The sequence below is a fragment of the Hyphomonas beringensis genome (genome assembly GCF_000682755.1).
GTDB lineage: Bacteria > Pseudomonadota > Alphaproteobacteria > Caulobacterales > Hyphomonadaceae > Hyphomonas > Hyphomonas beringensis.
Genome location: NZ_AWFF01000087.1, coordinates 29,293 through 46,254, shown reverse-complemented (window position 1 = coordinate 46,254; position 16,962 = coordinate 29,293). Strand labels below are relative to the sequence as shown.

The following is a 16,962-nucleotide window of genomic DNA, read 5'->3' as shown; positions in this document are numbered from 1 at the left end:
TACAAGACAATCTACTTCCCGAGCGCCTACCGCTATCGACCAGATGGTGGGCGAGAAGATCCGTCGGCTTCGACTGGATCGCAACATGACACTCGCTGAACTCGGCAACGAGCTCGGCATCAGTCACCAACAATTGCAAAAATATGAAACCGGCACGAACCGGCTTTCAGCTGGCATGCTGTCAAATGTGGCAGATGTCCTGCGCGTGCCAATCGCCAGCCTTTTCGAAGACGAGAACCAGGCGCAAAACAAGACGGCAGACCCGTCCGCCAAGGCCCGCGCCGAATGTCATTCCTGGATTGATCGCACAGGATCGACAGAACGCCTCGGCATGATGGCCAAGGTTCTGAAGGTCATGTCAGCAGACTAGGCAATCTTGGAGATATCCTCAGGGATATCTCCAGTTTGCGGCCCTTCCTGTGAGGGCATCACTTCCTTGGGATGAATAAAGCCATCCCGGAACCAAGGCGTCACATCGGCGTCAAACAGCCCCCGAATCCATTCTACCGCAGCCCGCGCCGCAGGATTCCTGCGCGCGCTATCGGTATAGGAAATCCAGAACTGGATCGGGGCGACTTCCGAAATATCCAGTGGCACGAGGTCCGGATAGATCTCGGCAACATAGCTCGGCAGCATCGCGATCCCGCCGCCCTGACGGCACAGCTCGATCATCGCCGTGGCTGAATTTGTGATCACCGCAAAGTCGATCATCTTGGTCAATTCAACAGCCTTCGGGGCCCAGCGCTCAATCTGGTGGGCGTACGACTCATGAAGAATGCAGCGATGGTGATGATACTCGAAAATGCTCGACGGCAGGCTTTCCTGATTGTCGAGATAGGATTGCGCGGCAAACGCCATGTAATGCGCCGTGCCGAGCTTGTGTGAAATGATTTCCGGCTCACGCGGTTCCGTAAAGCGGATGACGATATCCGCCTCATCATTCAGAAGATCCAGCGTGTGATCCTGCACGCGCATGCGCACCTGAATGCGCGGATGCTTGTCGCGAAACTCCTTGAGCTGTCGGCCAACCCAGAGCGGGCCGATGCCATCGCCGCTGCCAATGGTGACACGGCCCTGCAACTTGTCCTGATGGCCGGACGCCTTGCTGAGCACCTGACTGGCAGCTTCTTCCATCTGGCGCGCATAGCGCAGCGTCGTCTTGCCGGCTTCCGTCAGCTCCATGCCGCGCGTGGAGCGCTCAAACAGCTGGCTGTCGAGGGTCTTCTCCAACTCATCAATCTTGCGGCTGACGGTGGGCGTGGATTCCTTGAGGCGGGCGGCGGCGGCCGTCATGCTGCCAAGCTCCGCCACAACAACGAAAACGCGCAGCTTGTCCCAATCAATACGATCTTTTGCCATTTCGGCTCCTGCGCTACAGCCGCTGCACCGCTGCACCGCTGCGCGGGTAGCGTGGTGCCGGCTGAGGGACTCGAACCCCCGACCCTCTGATTACAAATCAGATGCTCTACCAGCTGAGCTAAGCCGGCCATTGCTGGAAACCGTGTCACTACTGTGATCGGGCGCGGCGTGCAAGCGCACATTCCAGTCGAAATGACCCATGATTGCCTGTTCTGGCAGGTCATCCCGCAGAAAATGCAGCTTTCACCGCGTCGAAGCAGGGCTCGGCCGCGTGTACGAAGATTCCATTCTATTTCCCCATGACTGCCCCATTCGCCTCATCCCCCGCACATTTCCGCCCCAAAGCGCGCGTACCTAGACACTCAAGACCACGAACAAGGTGGCGATGATGGGTGTCCCAAGAGGCACATAAAGCCTGAAGGAAGAAGATGATGAAACGCGCACAATTTATAGCCGGCCTGAGCATAGGCGCCATTGCACTCGCTTTTCCCGCAATGTCGGACGCCCCGAAGGCCCCGCCCATGGAGCCGGTGAAAGTCCCTTACGAAAAGAATTGTGAGGACATGCAGATCACCGTCTATTTCTCCAATCAGGATGCCGCGCTGTCTTCCTATTCCATGCGCGCCCTGAACACGGCAGGCGATCAGCTGGCAGGCTGCACCATTTCAGACATCCAGGCGACCATCGTTTCCGCAGATGCGGCCAGCTCCGGCCCTACCGCCCGTCTGTCGGAAGATCGTGCCGCAGTTGTTCTGGACGCGCTCACCGCGCGCGGTATCCGCCCGCAAGACATCCGCACGGATTTCGTGCCTGTTTCCGAGACCCAGCTGTCTGACACGATCGCCCTGCCAATGGCGCGCCGTGTGGACCTGAAGGTCAAGGCAAAGGCCGGCTACGGCCTGTAAGTCCCACCGTTTCCTCCCAACGGCTTCAGGAGTTTCACCGCGTCCTGAAACCGCCCTCCACCCCCGAATGGCCTGCAGCCCATTCGGGGGTTTCTTTCTGCGCGCATGTTATTTCCCGGCGGGCAATTCTTTCTTTTCCGGCACGCGCCGCTAAAAGGTGCACAATGGCAGGGATGTATGATTTACCCTGCCCGTAAAGCTATTTGGGAAAGACCTCATCTCCATGACAAAAGCCCGGCGCATTCTCGTCACCTCAGCCCTGCCCTACATCAACGGCGTCAAGCATCTCGGCAATCTCGCAGGCTCGATGCTGCCTGCGGACGTGTACTCCCGCATGATGCGCCTGATGGGCCATGAGGTGACCTATATCTGCGCCACGGATGAGCATGGCACCCCGGCCGAACTCGCCGCGCAGGCGGCAGGCATCAGTGTTCAGGAATATTGCGACGAGCAGTACGAGATTCAGCGCAAGGCCGGGGAAGGTTTCAACCTGGCCTTCGACTGGTTCGGGCGCACGTCCCGCGCAGCCAACCGCGAAGCCACGCAACATTTCGCGCAGGCCCTGGAAGCCAATGGCCTGATCGAGGAGCGCACCTCCAAGCAAGTCTACTCCGTCGATGATGGGCGCTTCCTGCCGGACCGCTATGTTGAGGGCACCTGCCCGACCTGCGGCTTTGAGAAGGCCCGCGGCGACCAGTGTGACAATTGCGGACGCCTGCTGGACCCGGTCGACCTGATTGACCCGTATTCCTCTGTTTCCGGCAGCAAGAATATCGAGATCCGCGAGACCAATCATCTCTACCTGCTACAGGCCAAAATGCAGGACCGCATCCGCGAATGGGTGAATAGCAAGGGCAAGAACTGGCCGAACCTCGCCGTCTCCATTGCCAACAAATGGCTGGATGAGGGCCTGATCGACCGCGCCATCACACGGGACCTCAGCTGGGGCATCGACGTGACGGATGCAAACGGCAATCCACGCCCCGGCTTTGAAGACAAGGTCTTCTATGTCTGGTTCGATGCCCCCATCGGCTACATTTCCAGCACGCAGGAATGGGCCGAGGCCACGGGCGGCGACTGGGAAGCGCTCTGGCGCACAGACAAGGGCGCCGACGAAACCGAATATGTCCAGTTCATGGGCAAGGATAATGTCGCCTTCCATACGGTCAGCTTCCCCGTCACCATGCTGGGGTCGAATGAGCCATGGAAGACGGTCGACAAGCTGAAGGCCTTCAACTGGGTCACCTGGTATGGCGGTAAATTCTCCACCTCCAACAAGCGCGGCGTCTTCATGGACCAAGCGCTGTCCCTACTGCCGGCCGATTACTGGCGTTGGTATCTTATTGCGAACGCGCCGGAAGGCTCTGACGCGGCCTTCACCTGGGAAGGCTTCCAGAGCGCGGTCAACTCGGACCTTGCAAACGTGCTGGGCAATTTCGTGAACCGGATCACCAAATACACGGCCTCAAAATTCGACGGCCAGCTTCCGGGCGCCGGCACACCGGGCGATGCGGAAGCGTGGATGGTGGCAGAACTGAAAGAACGCCTGCCGCGCCTGGTCGAGTATTATGAAGCAATGGAGTTCCGCAAGGCCGCCGCAGAGACACGCGCCATCTGGGCCGCAGGCAATGAATACCTCACCAAGGCAGAGCCCTGGGTGAAGTACAAGACCGATGTCGATGCGGCCGCGGTCGGCGTACGTACCGGCCTGAATCTGGCCGCCCTGTTCGGCATCATCGCCCAGCCGATCATCCCGAATGCTGCGGCTAAGATCCTCGACGCGCTAGGCATTCCGGAAGAGCATCGCAACATGCCGAAAGACATGTCGGATGCCGGCATCGCCGCGCTGCTGGACGCCCTGCCCCATGGCGCGCCCATCACGCCGCCGGACGTGTTGTTCCAGAAGATCGAGGATTCCCAGGTCGAGGAATGGACCGAGCAATTCGGCGGCGGCGATCAGGCCTGACGCTGAAACACGACGCTGAGATTGTTGGCAGGCATTTCGATGACCTGCTGCAGTCTCAGCCCCACCTCTTCCGCCAGCGGAACAATCTGCTGATCCAGATCCCGCACGCCCCAACGCGCATCACGTGACTTCAGGTTTTCGCTGAACGCCGCATTGGAGGGCGCAATCTCTCCATGCCGCGCGAACGGTCCGTAGAGGAACAGCTTACCTTTCGGCTTCAGCAGGCGCCCGGCCCCGCCGATCAGACCCAGCGCGACCTCAAACGGTGCGATGTGGATCATGTTCATCGACGCGATCACATCCCAATAGTCAGGATACTCGACCGGCCCCCAGGAATGGGCCGAGGCATCGACTATATACGGGCCATGCAAACGCTCATGCCACGCGGCCTCACGCCAGGCGGCCTGGCTCTCCCGGCTTGCCGCATCAATATCGGAATAGGTCCAGTTCAGGCCCAACAGGGAGTCGGTGAGGAACGCGCCATGCTCGCCCGTGCCGGAGGCGATCTCCAGCACTTGCCCAGCCTCGGCGACATGCTGGCGGAAGACGTCCAGGATCGGTTCCCGATTGCGCGCGACCGAGGGCGAATAGCGCCGTCCGTCTTCCGCCTCATTCCGCGCTTCCAAAGCAACAGGCTTACCGTCCCCGGCTTTCGGGTAGGTCTTGTCCGGGGTGTCACTCACTGGGAGGTCTCAAAATCGTACATTTCAGTTGTGACGACGGACTGGCCAATTTGATTATAGCGCGGCCCGACAGCCTTCTCCGGCAGGAAGTGCGCATCAAGGCGCGCGACCATATCCTCCGACAATTCAATGCCACCCGCCTTCCAGTTCTCTTCGAGATGCTGAAGGCTGGTTGTGCCGGGGATCGGGATGACATTGCCGCCCTTGGCCAGCGTCCAGGCGAGCGCGAGCTGTGCCACGCTGCATCCGACTTCGCTGGCACAGGCGCGAGCCTCTTCCAGCAGCGGCAGATTGCCGGAATAATTCTCAGGAAAGAAGCGCGGGAAGATCGTGCCGCGCAGATCGCTCTTATGGAATTTGTCCGGATCCACAGGCGGATCGGCCAGGAAGCCCCGCCCGACAGGTGAGAACGCGACCAGCGCCACGCCCAGCTCCTCACACGCCGCCTTGATGGCGATCTCGGGATTGCGCACCCAGAGGGAATACTCGCTCTGCATCGCGGCGATGGGGTGCACGGCATGGGCCCGGCGCAGATGCTCCTCTCCCATTTCAGACAGGCCGATCATGCGGATCTTGCCTTCCTGAACCAGATCCGCCAGCGCGCCGACAGAGTCCTCAATCGGCACGTTCGGATCGGGGCGGTGCATGTAGTAGAGATCTATGACATCCGTCTGCAGACGTTTGAGACTGGCTTCGCAGGCCGCCTTGATCGTCTCTGGCCGGGCGTCCAGCGTGCGCTGGCCATCCTTGAAGCCCAGCACGCACTTGCTGGCCAGGAAGTATTCCTGGCGGCGATCCTTCAACGCCTCGCCGATCAGTTCTTCACTGCGACCAAAGCCGTACAGAGTGGCCGTGTCCAGAAAGTCATAGCCAAGGTCCAGCGCCCGCACCAGCAGGGCCTTGGCCTCGTCTTCCGGCAAGGGCGGCCCATAGGCATGCGTGATGTTCATGCAGCCGAGGCCAACCGGATAGACCTGACTGTCTCCGATGCGTCGCTTGGATACCATGGGGACTTATCCTCTGGGTTTGAACTGCTCCCGCAGGACGGGCTTCAGGATCTTGCCGTTTGCGTTGCGCGGCAGCGGCTCGTCCATGAAGTGGATTTCGACCGGCACCTTGAACGCCGCAAGATGCGTGGCGGCGAAGTGGCGCAACTCTTCTTCCGTCACTTTCATGCCGGGCTTCAATTGCACAACGGCGCCAACTTCTTCACCCAACACTTTATGAGGAATGCCGACGACAGCCGCGTCCATGATGGCCGGATGCTCATAGAGCGCATTCTCCACCTCGATGCAGTAGACGTTCTCGCCGCCGCGGATCAGCATGTCCTTGGCGCGGTCGACCAGATATAGGAAGCCCTCTTCATCCAGGCGTGCAAGGTCTCCGGTGACAACCCAGCCATCGCGGAAGGTTTCAGCCGTCGCGTCCGGACGGTTCCAGTACTTCTTGCAATTCATCGGGCCTTTGCACCACAGCTCGCCCACTTCACCGGCCGGCACCTCATTGCCGTCCGGGTCACATGTTTTCAGCACGACCGCCTTGGGCGGCGCGCCAGCACTGCCCGGGCGGTTCACATAATCCTCGCCAATGTTCAGCGTGGCCGTGGCGCAGGTTTCAGTCATGCCCCAGCCATTGCCGGGTGCGGCTTCCGGAAAGCGTTTCTTGATCGTCGAGACCAGTTCCGGCGCAGAGGGCGCACCGCCATAGGAGATGGCCTGAATGGAGGAGAGGTCATATTTATCCCGGTCCGGATGTTCCAGGATTTGCCACGCAATGGTCGGCACGCCGCCCACGGCAGAGATCTTTTCCTTCTCGATGATCGGCAGCGCCTTGTCCGCATCCCATTTGTACATGGAAACGATCTTGTCACCGCGAAGGGCCGACGGCAGCAGAATGGCGAATGCACCTGTCGCATGGAAAAACGGAATGGCCAGCAACGTAGCGCGGCGGTCTTCCGGGTCCGGCTCTGGCGGGGCCTCTCCCTTGCGCAGGAACATGCGGGCCTGACACGTCATGGAATTGAACATGTTGGAGATAACGGCGCGATGGGTTGCCAGGGCGCCTTTCGGTTTTCCCGTCGTGCCGGATGTGTACATGATCGTGGCGCTATCTTCCGGGCCCAGATCAATTTCCGGCCAGCTGCCGTCCGGCAAATCCTTCCAGCTATTGGCGTCGCCGATATAGTCTTCCATAGAGCCGATCCGGGGATCATTATGCTCTTCATCGGAATCGCGCGCGATGATGATGTGCTCCAGATTGGGCAGATTATCCCAGTGCCCGCGCACGCGCTCATAGAGATGCAGATCGACGACGGCCAGCTTCACTTCGGCGAAAGACAGGCCATAGTGCAGCTCTTCGCCCGTCCACCAGGAATTCATCGGGGTGGCGATCGCGCCCAGGCTGAGCGCAGCATAAAAAGCGACCGGCCATTGCGGATAGTTCCGCATCACGACGGCGACCCGGTCGCCCTTTTTCACGCCATAGGTGTCGCGCATCACGGCGGCCATGGCACGGACGGCCTTCGCCATCGCCTTGAAGGTAACGCGTTCATCCTCGTAAACGATATAATCCCGATCAGGGAACTGGGTCTCAGCCAGCGCCAGGATAAACGGAATGGTCGGCGGCGCGTTCTTGTAAACTTTCATCTCGACGCCATCGATGACGGCATCTTCCAGTTCAAGCGGAGAGCCCGGCCCAGCCAGCATTTCATTGGCTTGGGCAATCGACATGGCGGGCCAGTTTGGCAAAGTATCGGCGGGCATGGGTTTCCTCTGAATGTATGTTTCCTACACACAATCACGCCAAGGCTGAGGAATGAAGACAAAACTCGGTGATCAGCGACGAATTTTCAGCAAAATAACTGCATCTGCGACAGAATAGCCCCCGAACCACCCATATCGGGAAGTTCAGGGGCCATATTTTTCAAAACCTGTCAGGGAAAGGCGCTGTGCCCCTATTTCCCGAAATCGCAGAATCGCAGCGTGCGCTGGGTGCCATCCGGCTCGATCGCATCATATTCGCGACCGGTCAGCTCATCACCTTCGCAGAGATAGCCAATCTGATACATCGCCACCAGCGTGTCATTGTCCGGTGTCAAATTGCTCTGGATCATCAAATCCATTGCTTCCTGATGCTGGCCCAGTTCCATCAGGATGTTGAACTTCTCCTGACGCGTCGTTTCCGGCTGCGCCAGCAGCGTGTTCAGAGACGTCGCCTTGCCGCGGGCAATGTCCAGCATCGGAACTGCGGCGGCAACGGCCTCGGTGTCCGGCAGATCGTTGATGATCTCTTCAAAGTCGCTGATTGCACCCATCAGATCATAGCCCTGTTCGCTGAAGCGAAGCTCGCCCCGGCGCAGCAGCGTATCGGCCAGTTCTTCACGGGTGAGGTCCGGATCACCGGTCAGCTGGGTCAGCCGGTCAATCGCCGTTTGGGTGTTTCCCGCATCGACCAGCTGGTTCACCGTCTGCATTGCGAGGGCAAATTCATCAACAGGCTGGGTTACCGTGGGGGTCGCCGCGCTGTCCGTCGTGGAGGGCGCAGAAGAGCAGGCCGCCAGCGCGAGGGCTGAGGCAGCAAGGACAAGGCCGGAACGAATCATAAGGGTGTCTCCATCAGGACTGGGCTGTGATCTTCCCCGTTCGTACAGAAACAAGCAGTGCGCGCACAGGGCCGTATTGTGGATTTTGTGTGACTTTTCAGCTGGTCAGCTCTTCTGCGCACCAATCCAGGCCATCAAGATCGTCCCGGTCACCGGAAAATTTCTTGAGCGAAGACTCGCTGGTGCCCGTCTGGCAGATATAGCCCGCCTCACGTAGGGTCTTCACCTGTTCCGGCGTCGGCGCCAGGCCGGATGTCTTGTAGCGCTCGACCGCCAATTCGTGATCCCCCAGCACCCATGTGCCGTCAAACCACTGCGCCAGCGTCAGGAAGCGGTTCATGGAGGCTTCAATCGCGGCGACATCCTTGCGGGCGAATTCCAGCTCCGCCCTGGCATTTGCCGCCAGCGGATGGTTCGGCGCGAGCGCCAGCATGGCTTCCAGATCCTCTACCGCACCCCGGCGATCATCTGCGCCCTGACGACGCAAACTGCCGCGATGGTACAGTGCCTCAGCGCGCTGTGCATCCGTGAGGCTGGATCTGGCCAGAAGTTCCGTCAGGCTGTCTTCGGCCTGATAGGGGTTCGTCTCCGCAATCGCCTGAGCAATGACGGTTTCCGGCGGAGGGCCCGTATCCGTCGCTTCCGGCGCTGTGGCACATGCAGCCAGCAGCAAGGCTGCCGCCGCAACAGTTGAAAGAGAAATGTATCGCATGGGGCGGCACATAAGACGTGTTCGCGCCCGGCGGCAAATTGCTTTTCAGTCAGAAACTCAGGCGCTGGCCAGCCGGTTGATCTCGGCTATGTCGCCCCGGCCCAGAGCCTCGATGGCGCGGGCAGCAATATGACGGGCATTGAGGCCAGCAGCCTCATACATCAGATACGGGGTATCCTGATCCTGGAACTCATCCGGCAACGTCATCGGGCGGATCTTCAGACCCTTGTCCAGCGCGCCCACCTTGGCCAGATGCTCCAGCACAAAGCTGCCAAAGCCGCCTGTAGCGCCCTCTTCAATCGTGATCAGCACTTCATGCTCGCGCGCCAGCCGCTCGACCAGGTCCGCGTCCAGCGGCTTGGCAAAGCGTGCATCGGCCACAGTCGCGGACAGGCCTTGCGCAGCAAGCAGATCAGCCGCCTTCTGGGCCTCTGCCAGGCGCGTGCCGTAGGACAGGATGGCAATCGTCGTCCCCTCACGCATGATGCGGCCCTTGCCGATTTCCAGTGGCTGCGGGTTTTCCGGAATCTCGATGCCGATACCCTCGCCCCGCGGATAGCGGAAAGCCGACGGCGCATCATCAATCTGGTTCGCGGTCACCACCATGCGGGCAAGGTCTGCCTCGTCGGCGGCCGCCATGCAGACCATACCCGGCAGTGCGCCGAGATAGCCAATGTCAAAGCTGCCAGCATGGGTCGCGCCATCTGCGCCCACCAGGCCAGCCCGGTCGATCGCAAAGCGCACGGGCAGTTTCTGGATCGCCACATCATGGACAACCTGGTCATAGCCGCGCTGCAGGAAGGTGGAATAGATCGCCGCGTAAGGGCGCATCCCGTCCGCCGCAAGGCCGGCGGCGAAGGTCACCGCGTGCTGTTCGGCAATGCCGACATCGAAATGCCGGTCAGGGAATTGCTTGGCAAAAACATCGGTGGATGTGCCGGACGGCATCGCCGCCGTAATCGCGCAGATCTTGTCATCCGTCTCGGCCAGCTTGGCCAGCGTCTGGCCAAAAACCTTCTGATAGGCCAGGGCCTTGGGCTTCGGCTTGGACTGCTCGCCAGTGACGACAGAGAATTTCGAAACGCCATGATACTTGTCGGCAGAATTCTCGGCGGGTGCATAGCCCTTGCCCTTCTGCGTGACGGCGTGGATCAGGATCGGGCCTTCCCGCATCGCCTTCACATTCTCAAGGATCGGGATCAGCGTATCCAGATCATGCCCGTCAATCGGGCCGACATAGTAGAAGCCCAGCTCCTCGAACATGGTACCGCCCATCGCGAAGCCGCGCAGATATTCCTCCGCGCGCCGCGCCGGGCTTTCCAGCCCCATTGGAGACACCATCTTCTTGGCGATCTTGCGCAGGCCGCGATAGGGCCGCGAGGAGACCAGCTTTGACAGGTGATTGCTCATCGCGCCAACCGGCGGGGCAATCGACATGTCATTGTCGTTCAGGATCACGATCAGGCGGGATTTGTCGGCCCCGGCATTGTTCATCGCCTCATAGGCCATGCCGGCAGACATGGAGCCGTCACCGATCACCGAGATAACGTGATTTTCGCCGTCCTGCAGGTCACGCGCCTTGGCAAAGCCATGGCCTGCGGAAATGGAAGTTGACGCATGCGCCGCGCCAAACGGGTCATATTCGCTTTCGGCGCGCTTGGTGAAACCGGACAGGCCGCCGCCCTGGCGCAGAGTCCGCATCTGGTCGCGCCGCCCGGTCAGGATCTTGTGCGGATAGCATTGGTGGCCAACGTCAAAGATCAGCTTGTCAGCCGGGGCATTGAAAACCGAATGGATCGCTACGGTCAGCTCGACAACGCCGAGGCCAGAGCCAAGGTGCCCGCCCGTCACAGACACAACGTCAATGACTTCATCGCGCACTTCGGCAGCGATCTGTTTCAGTTCCTCCCGCGAGCGGCCTTTCAGGTCGTCCGGCGAGTTGATCGCATCCAGCAAGCGGTTCGGTCGTGTCTCGGTCATGTTTTTCTCTGGACCTTTTATTTCGGTCTTCTGACGTCCTGTTTAATGTGTTCTGTCGAGTACAAAATCGACCGATTGCAGCAGTATATGGGCCTTTTCGCGAAAAATTGCGAGATGCTCCTTCGCTTGTGCAGCAAGAATACGCACCCGCTGCCGCGCGCCGTCTACTCCCAGGATCGTCACAAAATTGGCTTTTCCGGCCTCTTCATCAGTACGCAGGGGCTTGCCAACATGTTCCTCATGGCCTGTCGCATCCAGCAAATCATCGGCAATCTGATACGCCAGACCAAGGTCATTGGAGAAGCCTGCCAGCGCGTTGCGCTCAGCCTCCCGCGCCCGGCCAACAATTGCGCCCGCTTCCGTCGCATAGGAGATCAGCGCGCCAGTCTTCAGGCGCTGCATGCGGGTAATCGTGTTGAGATCACGGGGGCTGTCGCTCTCCAGCATGTCGATCATCTGGCCGCCCACCATGCCCCGCGCGCCGGAAGAATCGGCTAGCCGCTCGACCAGCAAGGCGCGGATCGTGGCGTCATCATGGGTCTCAGGTGAGGCGAGGATCTTGAACGCCAGCGTCAGCAGCGCGTCGCCAGCCAGCACGGCCGTGGCCTCGTCAAAGGCCTTGTGAACGGTCGGCTGGCCCCGCCGGAAATCATCATCATCCATACAGGGCAGGTCATCATGCACCAGGGAATAGCAGTGCACACATTCCAGCGCCGCTGCCGCCCGCAAAAGGGTTTTCTCGGGCGCCTCGAACATCGCGCCGGTTTCCAGCAGGAAGAAGGGCCGCATCCGCTTGCCATTGGCCAGCGCAGCATGGCGCATGGCGCGCATCAGATCAGCCTCGGGTCCACTCGCAGGCGGGATCAACTGGTCCAGCGCGACCGTTACCTTGTCGGCAACCTCTTTCAGGCGCTGTTCGAAATCGACAACGTCCGCCATACGGGGCCCTCTCTAGTCGAAGCTGGCAGGTTCGGTAGCTGGCCCGTTGGCCCCCTGCACGATCTGCTCCACCTTCAGCTCGGCGGATTTCAGGCGGGAGTCGCAATGCGCCTTGAGGGCGGCGCCCCGTTCATAGATCGCGATGGATTTTTCCAGTTCGACTTCACCGGCTTCCAGCTGGCGCACAATGCCTTCGAGTTCAGCCAGGGCTTCCTCGAATGTCAGCTTGTCGACAGGTTTCTCTTTTGCGTCAGCCATGCCTTATGTCTCGCTTGTCAGAATTTCAGATGACACTAGAGCCCCGGTCTGGGCTCCACAACCATTTGAAGGCGGGTTTCACCGATATTCGTAAACCCGGAAGCTCCAATAGCTGTCTCCGCCATCATAGGCGCATTTCCAGCCAAGCTTCTTCAGTTCCGGCCTCAGCATGCGGTTAAACCAGCCATGGGCCGCCAGATAGACTTTCGTATCTTCTGAGGCGTCGTGCAGTTTCTGCGCAGCCTGCGCTGCCCGTTGGCGCGCCGCCTTCACGCTTTCCCCGTCCAGCGCGTGGCCATTCAGCCAGGCAGCCCGGGCCAGGATATTCCATGTTTTCGGCAGATAGCGCACGCCCGGCAGCAGCGGCGGCGGCAGCGGCGCTTCATTGAAAACTGCATCATATTGCGCCTGCATGTGCGGCGCGGCGCGGGCGGCCGTCTGCTGCGCTCTCAGACGCGCAGAGGCAAATACCAGATCAGCGTCAGCAACAGCCTTTTTCAGCGCTTCCGGCGCGACCTGACCTTCGGCAAGGGCGCCAGCTTCATACCGGTCCCACCAGTCACGATACTCACGCCAGTTCAGCCGCGGGCCGGCGGTCCGGTCCAGCGCCGGGCGGCCATGGCGCGATACAATGATCGGCCCGCGTTTCCGTTCTGTCGATGTCGGGTCTGGCATCGCCATCAATCGTATACTCGTTCCTGCGGAGACCCGCGCGTAAAACTCAAGGAATTGCCCTAACGGGGTTGCCCCGGCACGGCAAGGCACCTTTCAACTCAGACATGTTCCAGCTTGTGGGCTGAAGCGCCAATCAAAGGCCTTTCCAGACCCGCTTTGCGCACTTCTCATCATCCTGCAATTTGCAGGAATAGAAGCTCATCAGCACCGTATCTGCCCGTCCGATCAGGTGATCCAGCGGTACAAACCCGATCGATGCCTCTTCTGCAGGCACACGCAGCGGGCATCCGGCCCGATCAACGACACCATTTTCCGCCGGGCAGTGCCCACTGGGGAAGCGGCTATCGAGAGAATTGTCGCGATTGTCGCCCATCATGAAGACATAGCCGTCTGGCACGACGAACAGATCCGTATTGTCGCCCCAATCGCCCTTGTTGCCGCGATAGGTGAACCAGCTCTTGTCGCCGATGGTCTCGCGCCACTCAAAGGCGGTGCGCAGAATGTTCGTGCCATGCGGCGTGTAGCGCACCTTGCGCACCAGTTCGCTGTCGACCGGTTCGCCATTCAGATACAGCTGCTCTCCGATCATCTGCACCGTATCGCCCGGCAGGCCGATCAGGCGCTTGATCATAACGCGACCCGTATGGGGGTGTTCAAACACGATGACATCGCCATGCTTCGGCATGCGGGCAAAGATCCGGCCAGCCGGCAGGGGGATGAAACGCCCAAGCGAGAAAGGCAGCGAATAGCGGTCATAGCCATAAGCAAACTTGGTCACCGCAACCCGATCTGTCACCTGCAGGGTCGGCACCATGCTCTCGGAGGGAATCACCCGCTGCTCGTAGAACAGGCCCGTGAACAGCATGAAGGCCGGCACGAAGAAGGCGAGCGTCATCGCCCATTCCCTCAGCTCCCGCTTCAGTTTGCTGCCGAAAGACAGGTCTTCTTCCGCCTCGCCCTGCGTGGCGGTGCTGCCATCTGATGTCATGGGAACCTCGTCTCTCGTCCTAGCAACGTGCCACTTGTTTAGACGAAAGCGCCCATGATTGCGAAGATGTAAACTGCCCGCATGCTGTAAAAGCCTTACAAAGCCCCGCTTCGGGTCAGGCCAAATGGTAGAGATCCACGCCGTCCTCGCCCCGGCTGACGGTCACGTCGCCGCGATGGATCAGATAGTTCAGATGGGCCAGGGCCTCGCCCGTTGCCATATGGATCACATCATCCCCGATGGCCCGTGCGAACATGGTCGTGAACGTATCCGTCACCTTCATCGGCCCGCGCGCCAGCTTCGCCTTCAGCCGCTCCAGCGTCACATAATGCCCGTCGATCAGGTGCTGCAGCCTATGATGTGCGCCGCGGAACGGCTCATTGTGCGCAGGCAGCACCAGCACGTCTTCCGGCAGGCGTCGCTTCAGCTTCTCACAGCTTTCGATCCAGTCATCCAGCGGATCGGCAAGTGGCTCTGTCGGGTGGACAGAGACATTGGAAGAAATGCGCGGCAGCAACTGGTCGCCCGAAATGACGATGTTCAGCTCCTCGCAAAAGAGACAGGCATGTTCCGGCGAATGGCCACTGCCCGTGATCACTTCCCAGCTTTTGCCGCCCATCTCGAATGTGTCGCCATCTGACAGGCGGAAAAAGGATTCGGGGATGCGCGTCACGCCGCGGCCGAAATTGCCGAACCGCTTCTTGTAGGTATCCAGCTGCGCTTCGGACCAGCCCGCCCGGCGATAGAAATCGATTCCCACCTCCGGCGCCTCGCGGCCCGTATCGGCCACCAACATCCGGCAGGTTGTGTATTCCAGCCGAGTCATCCACAGCTCGGCCCCGTATTTGTGGCAGAGCCAGCCCGCCGTGCCGACATGATCGGGATGCATGTGCGTAACGATCACGCGCTTCAGCGGCTTGTCCGGCGTCACACGATCCGCCAGCAAATTGCGCCAGGCATCGCGCGTCTCGTCATAGGCAATGCCGGTGTCGACAATCGTCCACCCGTCACCATCATCGATCAGCCAGTTATTGATGAATTTTAGAGAGAAATTGAGTGGCATCGCCACCCATTCGACACGCTCTGCAATCTGCACGCTGTTGCCGATTTCCGGCTCGGTCCGCCCGAAGGGGTAGTCCAGCCTGGGCCGCTTCGGCGGGGCAGTTTCAAATCCATCCATTTCAGGATGATACTTGCATCCGCAAGGCCGTCGAGCCGTTCCGCAAGGTCAGGCCTGTGCGTCCAAAGCGGCCTGGATATCCGCGACAATGTCTTCCAGCTCTCTGTCAGCTGCAATGCGCAGGGCATCCTCCGGCACGGTCAGCGCCTCCAACTGGCTATCGAGCAGACTGACCGGCATGAAATGATCGGCCCGCGCCGCAATCCGCCGGGCGAGTTCCGCTTTCGGAACATCCAGCATCACGAACCGGCACCGCCGACCACTGCCCTCTCTTAGCCCCGCCTGCACAAAGGGCGTCAGCGCAGAGCAGGCCAGCACGATCCGGGGCTCCGGCATGGCCGCCGATACCTTGCACATACTGTCGACCCAACTCGCCCGGTCCTCATCGGTCAGCGGTGTGCCAGCGGCCATCTTTGTCTTGTTGGCGGCGGAGTGATGCTCATCCGCTTCCATGAAAGGCCACCAGGTCTGTCCTGCCAACGCAGACGCAATAGAGGTCTTCCCGCTGCCAGCAACGCCCATGATGACGATCAGCTCTTTCATTTGATCGGCGTCCGCTTGCGCGGGCCCAGCTTGGTGCGTTTGAACTTCTCGCCCTTCATCGGTGAGACCGTGTTGTCAGGCTTGCCGTCTGAACGCTCTGAACGTTCCGGCTTGCCACCAAACTTGCCGCCTGGCTTGCCCCCAGGCTTGCCGGTACGCGGCCCGCCTTGACGGTCACCGCGTGTCGGGCGGTCGCCTCTGGGTGGCCCATCGCGTCGTTCGGCGCGTGCAGGCCGCTCCCGATCTGGCCGGTCCCGATCAGATCGGTCTCCCTCCGGACGCGGCTTTCGCTCGCGCGGGGCTTCAGCCTTCAGCAAGGCCGCGCGTTCGCGCCCGCCAATCGGGCGCCATTTGCCCTCCGGCAGGCCGGCCAGTTCCAGCGGCCCGATACGCGTGCGCATCAGATCCACCACGCGCAAATCCACCAGCTGACACATGCGGCGGATCTGGCGATTACGCCCTTCCCGCAACACAAATTTCAGTTCCTGGGCCTTCAGCTGCTCCACGATGGCAGGCTTCAGCTGACGGCCATCCAGCTCCAGCCCGTGGCGCAGTTTCGCCAGCTTCTCGGGCGTCACATCGCCCCTCACCTTGACGATATATTCCTTGTCCAGCTCGCTCTCCGGCCCGATCACCGCCTTCGCCAGCACGCCGTCCTCAGACATGATCAGCAGGCCGCGCGAATCCTTGTCGAGACGGCCCAGCGGCGCCAGCTTGTTGTAGCGTCCTGGAATGGCGCGCGCCTTGCCGGACAGGCTGTCGCGCGTGATCAGGCGCACGGCGGGAATTTCGCCCTCTTCTGGCGTGCCGGAAACGATGCCCACAGGCTTGTGAAAGATCAGGGAGATCTGGTTGTCCAGCTGCCGCCCGGCCTTGCCCGCCATGGTCAGCGTCTGCCCGGCCATGATCTTCTGACCCGCCACAGCCGTCTCGTCGTCAACCTTCACCAGGCCCTTCAGGATCAGCGCGTCGGCCTCACGCCGAGAGCAGACGCCCTCTTCGGCCAGCCATTTGTTGATCCGCAGAGCTTCCGCGCCGGTATATGTCTTGGTCCAGCTCATGGCCGTGCGCGCCTCCTGCACAATTGGCTCCGTCATATCGGTGCGGCCCTGCGGTCGCAACATATGGATGAGTGTTTCGACTGTTCACCGGACGATAAAGTCAGGAAAAGCC

General features: G+C 60.5%; 17 protein-coding genes and 1 tRNA gene. 3 read left to right on the top strand and 15 right to left on the bottom strand.

Annotated features, from left to right (window positions below):
• Positions 1-43: 43 nt before the first annotated feature.
• Entirely contained in the window at positions 44-370 is a 327-nt protein-coding gene (locus tag HY29_RS16415) for a helix-turn-helix domain-containing protein (protein WP_081811465.1), read from the top strand.
• Here HY29_RS16415 and HY29_RS16410 read toward each other — a convergent pair.
• Together HY29_RS16410 and HY29_RS16405 are read right to left on the bottom strand one after the other, a co-directional pair.
• Positions 367-1,359 carry a LysR family transcriptional regulator gene (locus HY29_RS16410; protein WP_034798985.1) on the bottom strand — a complete coding sequence of 331 codons (993 nt, stop codon included), beginning with the start codon at positions 1,357-1,359 and terminating at the stop codon, positions 367-369. The genes HY29_RS16415 and HY29_RS16410 overlap by 4 nt on opposite strands.
• A 52-nt stretch (positions 1,360-1,411) precedes the next feature.
• Positions 1,412-1,487: transfer RNA gene (locus HY29_RS16405), tRNA-Thr, on the bottom strand.
• A 303-nt stretch (positions 1,488-1,790) separates the two neighbouring features.
• On the opposite strand from HY29_RS16405, the gene HY29_RS16400 reads away from it, so the two are divergent.
• Together HY29_RS16400 and metG are read left to right on the top strand one after the other, a co-directional pair.
• Positions 1,791-2,264, top strand: a complete 474-nt coding sequence (locus HY29_RS16400; RefSeq protein WP_155838392.1) for an OmpA family protein — start codon at positions 1,791-1,793, stop codon at positions 2,262-2,264.
• A 223-nt stretch (positions 2,265-2,487) separates the two neighbouring features.
• Complete coding sequence (metG, locus tag HY29_RS16395; protein WP_034798981.1) at positions 2,488-4,230, top strand: methionine--tRNA ligase; 1,743 nt, start codon at positions 2,488-2,490, stop codon at positions 4,228-4,230.
• On the opposite strand, the gene HY29_RS16390 is transcribed toward metG, so the two are convergent.
• From HY29_RS16390 to HY29_RS16330, 13 genes are all read right to left on the bottom strand, one after another.
• Positions 4,221-4,913, bottom strand: a complete 693-nt coding sequence (locus HY29_RS16390) for a DUF938 domain-containing protein (RefSeq protein ID WP_034798979.1) — start codon at positions 4,911-4,913, stop codon at positions 4,221-4,223. The two genes, metG and HY29_RS16390, sit on opposite strands and share 10 nt — an antisense overlap.
• On the bottom strand, positions 4,910-5,920 hold the full coding sequence (locus tag HY29_RS16385; protein WP_034798977.1) for an aldo/keto reductase: 1,011 nt from the start codon (positions 5,918-5,920) through the stop codon (positions 4,910-4,912). The genes HY29_RS16390 and HY29_RS16385 overlap by 4 nt, the downstream gene beginning before the upstream one ends.
• Positions 5,921-5,926: 6 nt before the next feature.
• Positions 5,927-7,675: a class I adenylate-forming enzyme family protein gene (locus tag HY29_RS16380; RefSeq protein ID WP_034798975.1), complete on the bottom strand. Its 1,749-nt coding sequence runs from the start codon at positions 7,673-7,675 to the stop codon at positions 5,927-5,929.
• Between the two features lie 191 nt (positions 7,676-7,866).
• Positions 7,867-8,514: a tetratricopeptide repeat protein gene (locus HY29_RS16375; protein ID WP_034798974.1), complete on the bottom strand. Its 648-nt coding sequence runs from the start codon at positions 8,512-8,514 to the stop codon at positions 7,867-7,869.
• Positions 8,515-8,611: 97 nt separating this feature from the next.
• On the bottom strand, positions 8,612-9,226 hold the full coding sequence (locus HY29_RS16370; RefSeq protein ID WP_155838391.1) for a tetratricopeptide repeat protein: 615 nt from the start codon (positions 9,224-9,226) through the stop codon (positions 8,612-8,614).
• Between the two features lie 57 nt (positions 9,227-9,283).
• A complete protein-coding gene (gene dxs, locus HY29_RS16365) occupies positions 9,284-11,206 on the bottom strand; it encodes a 1-deoxy-D-xylulose-5-phosphate synthase (protein WP_034798971.1) in 1,923 nt (640 codons plus the stop codon).
• 42 nt (positions 11,207-11,248) lie between these two features.
• Positions 11,249-12,145 (bottom strand): polyprenyl synthetase family protein, encoded by an 897-nt coding sequence (locus tag HY29_RS16360; RefSeq protein ID WP_034798970.1) that lies wholly within the window; start codon positions 12,143-12,145, stop codon positions 11,249-11,251.
• Between the two features lie 12 nt (positions 12,146-12,157).
• Positions 12,158-12,403 carry an exodeoxyribonuclease VII small subunit gene (locus HY29_RS16355; protein ID WP_034798969.1) on the bottom strand — a complete coding sequence of 82 codons (246 nt, stop codon included), beginning with the start codon at positions 12,401-12,403 and terminating at the stop codon, positions 12,158-12,160.
• A 78-nt stretch (positions 12,404-12,481) separates the two neighbouring features.
• Positions 12,482-13,084, bottom strand: coding sequence for a histidine phosphatase family protein (locus HY29_RS16350; RefSeq protein ID WP_034798966.1), 603 nt, complete (start codon positions 13,082-13,084; stop codon positions 12,482-12,484).
• Between the two features lie 127 nt (positions 13,085-13,211).
• A complete protein-coding gene (lepB, locus tag HY29_RS16345) occupies positions 13,212-14,066 on the bottom strand; it encodes a signal peptidase I (RefSeq protein WP_241765246.1) in 855 nt (284 codons plus the stop codon).
• A gap of 115 nt (positions 14,067-14,181) precedes the next feature.
• The gene (locus tag HY29_RS16340) at positions 14,182-15,246 is read right to left on the bottom strand and encodes an MBL fold metallo-hydrolase (RefSeq protein ID WP_034798963.1); all 1,065 of its coding nucleotides are present in this window, start codon (positions 15,244-15,246) and stop codon (positions 14,182-14,184) included.
• Between the two features lie 48 nt (positions 15,247-15,294).
• On the bottom strand, positions 15,295-15,789 hold the full coding sequence (locus HY29_RS16335; RefSeq protein WP_034798960.1) for a gluconokinase: 495 nt from the start codon (positions 15,787-15,789) through the stop codon (positions 15,295-15,297).
• The gene (locus tag HY29_RS16330; RefSeq protein WP_241765245.1) at positions 15,786-16,886 is read right to left on the bottom strand and encodes a pseudouridine synthase; all 1,101 of its coding nucleotides are present in this window, start codon (positions 16,884-16,886) and stop codon (positions 15,786-15,788) included. The genes HY29_RS16335 and HY29_RS16330 overlap by 4 nt, the downstream gene beginning before the upstream one ends.
• Positions 16,887-16,962 lie beyond the last annotated feature (76 nt).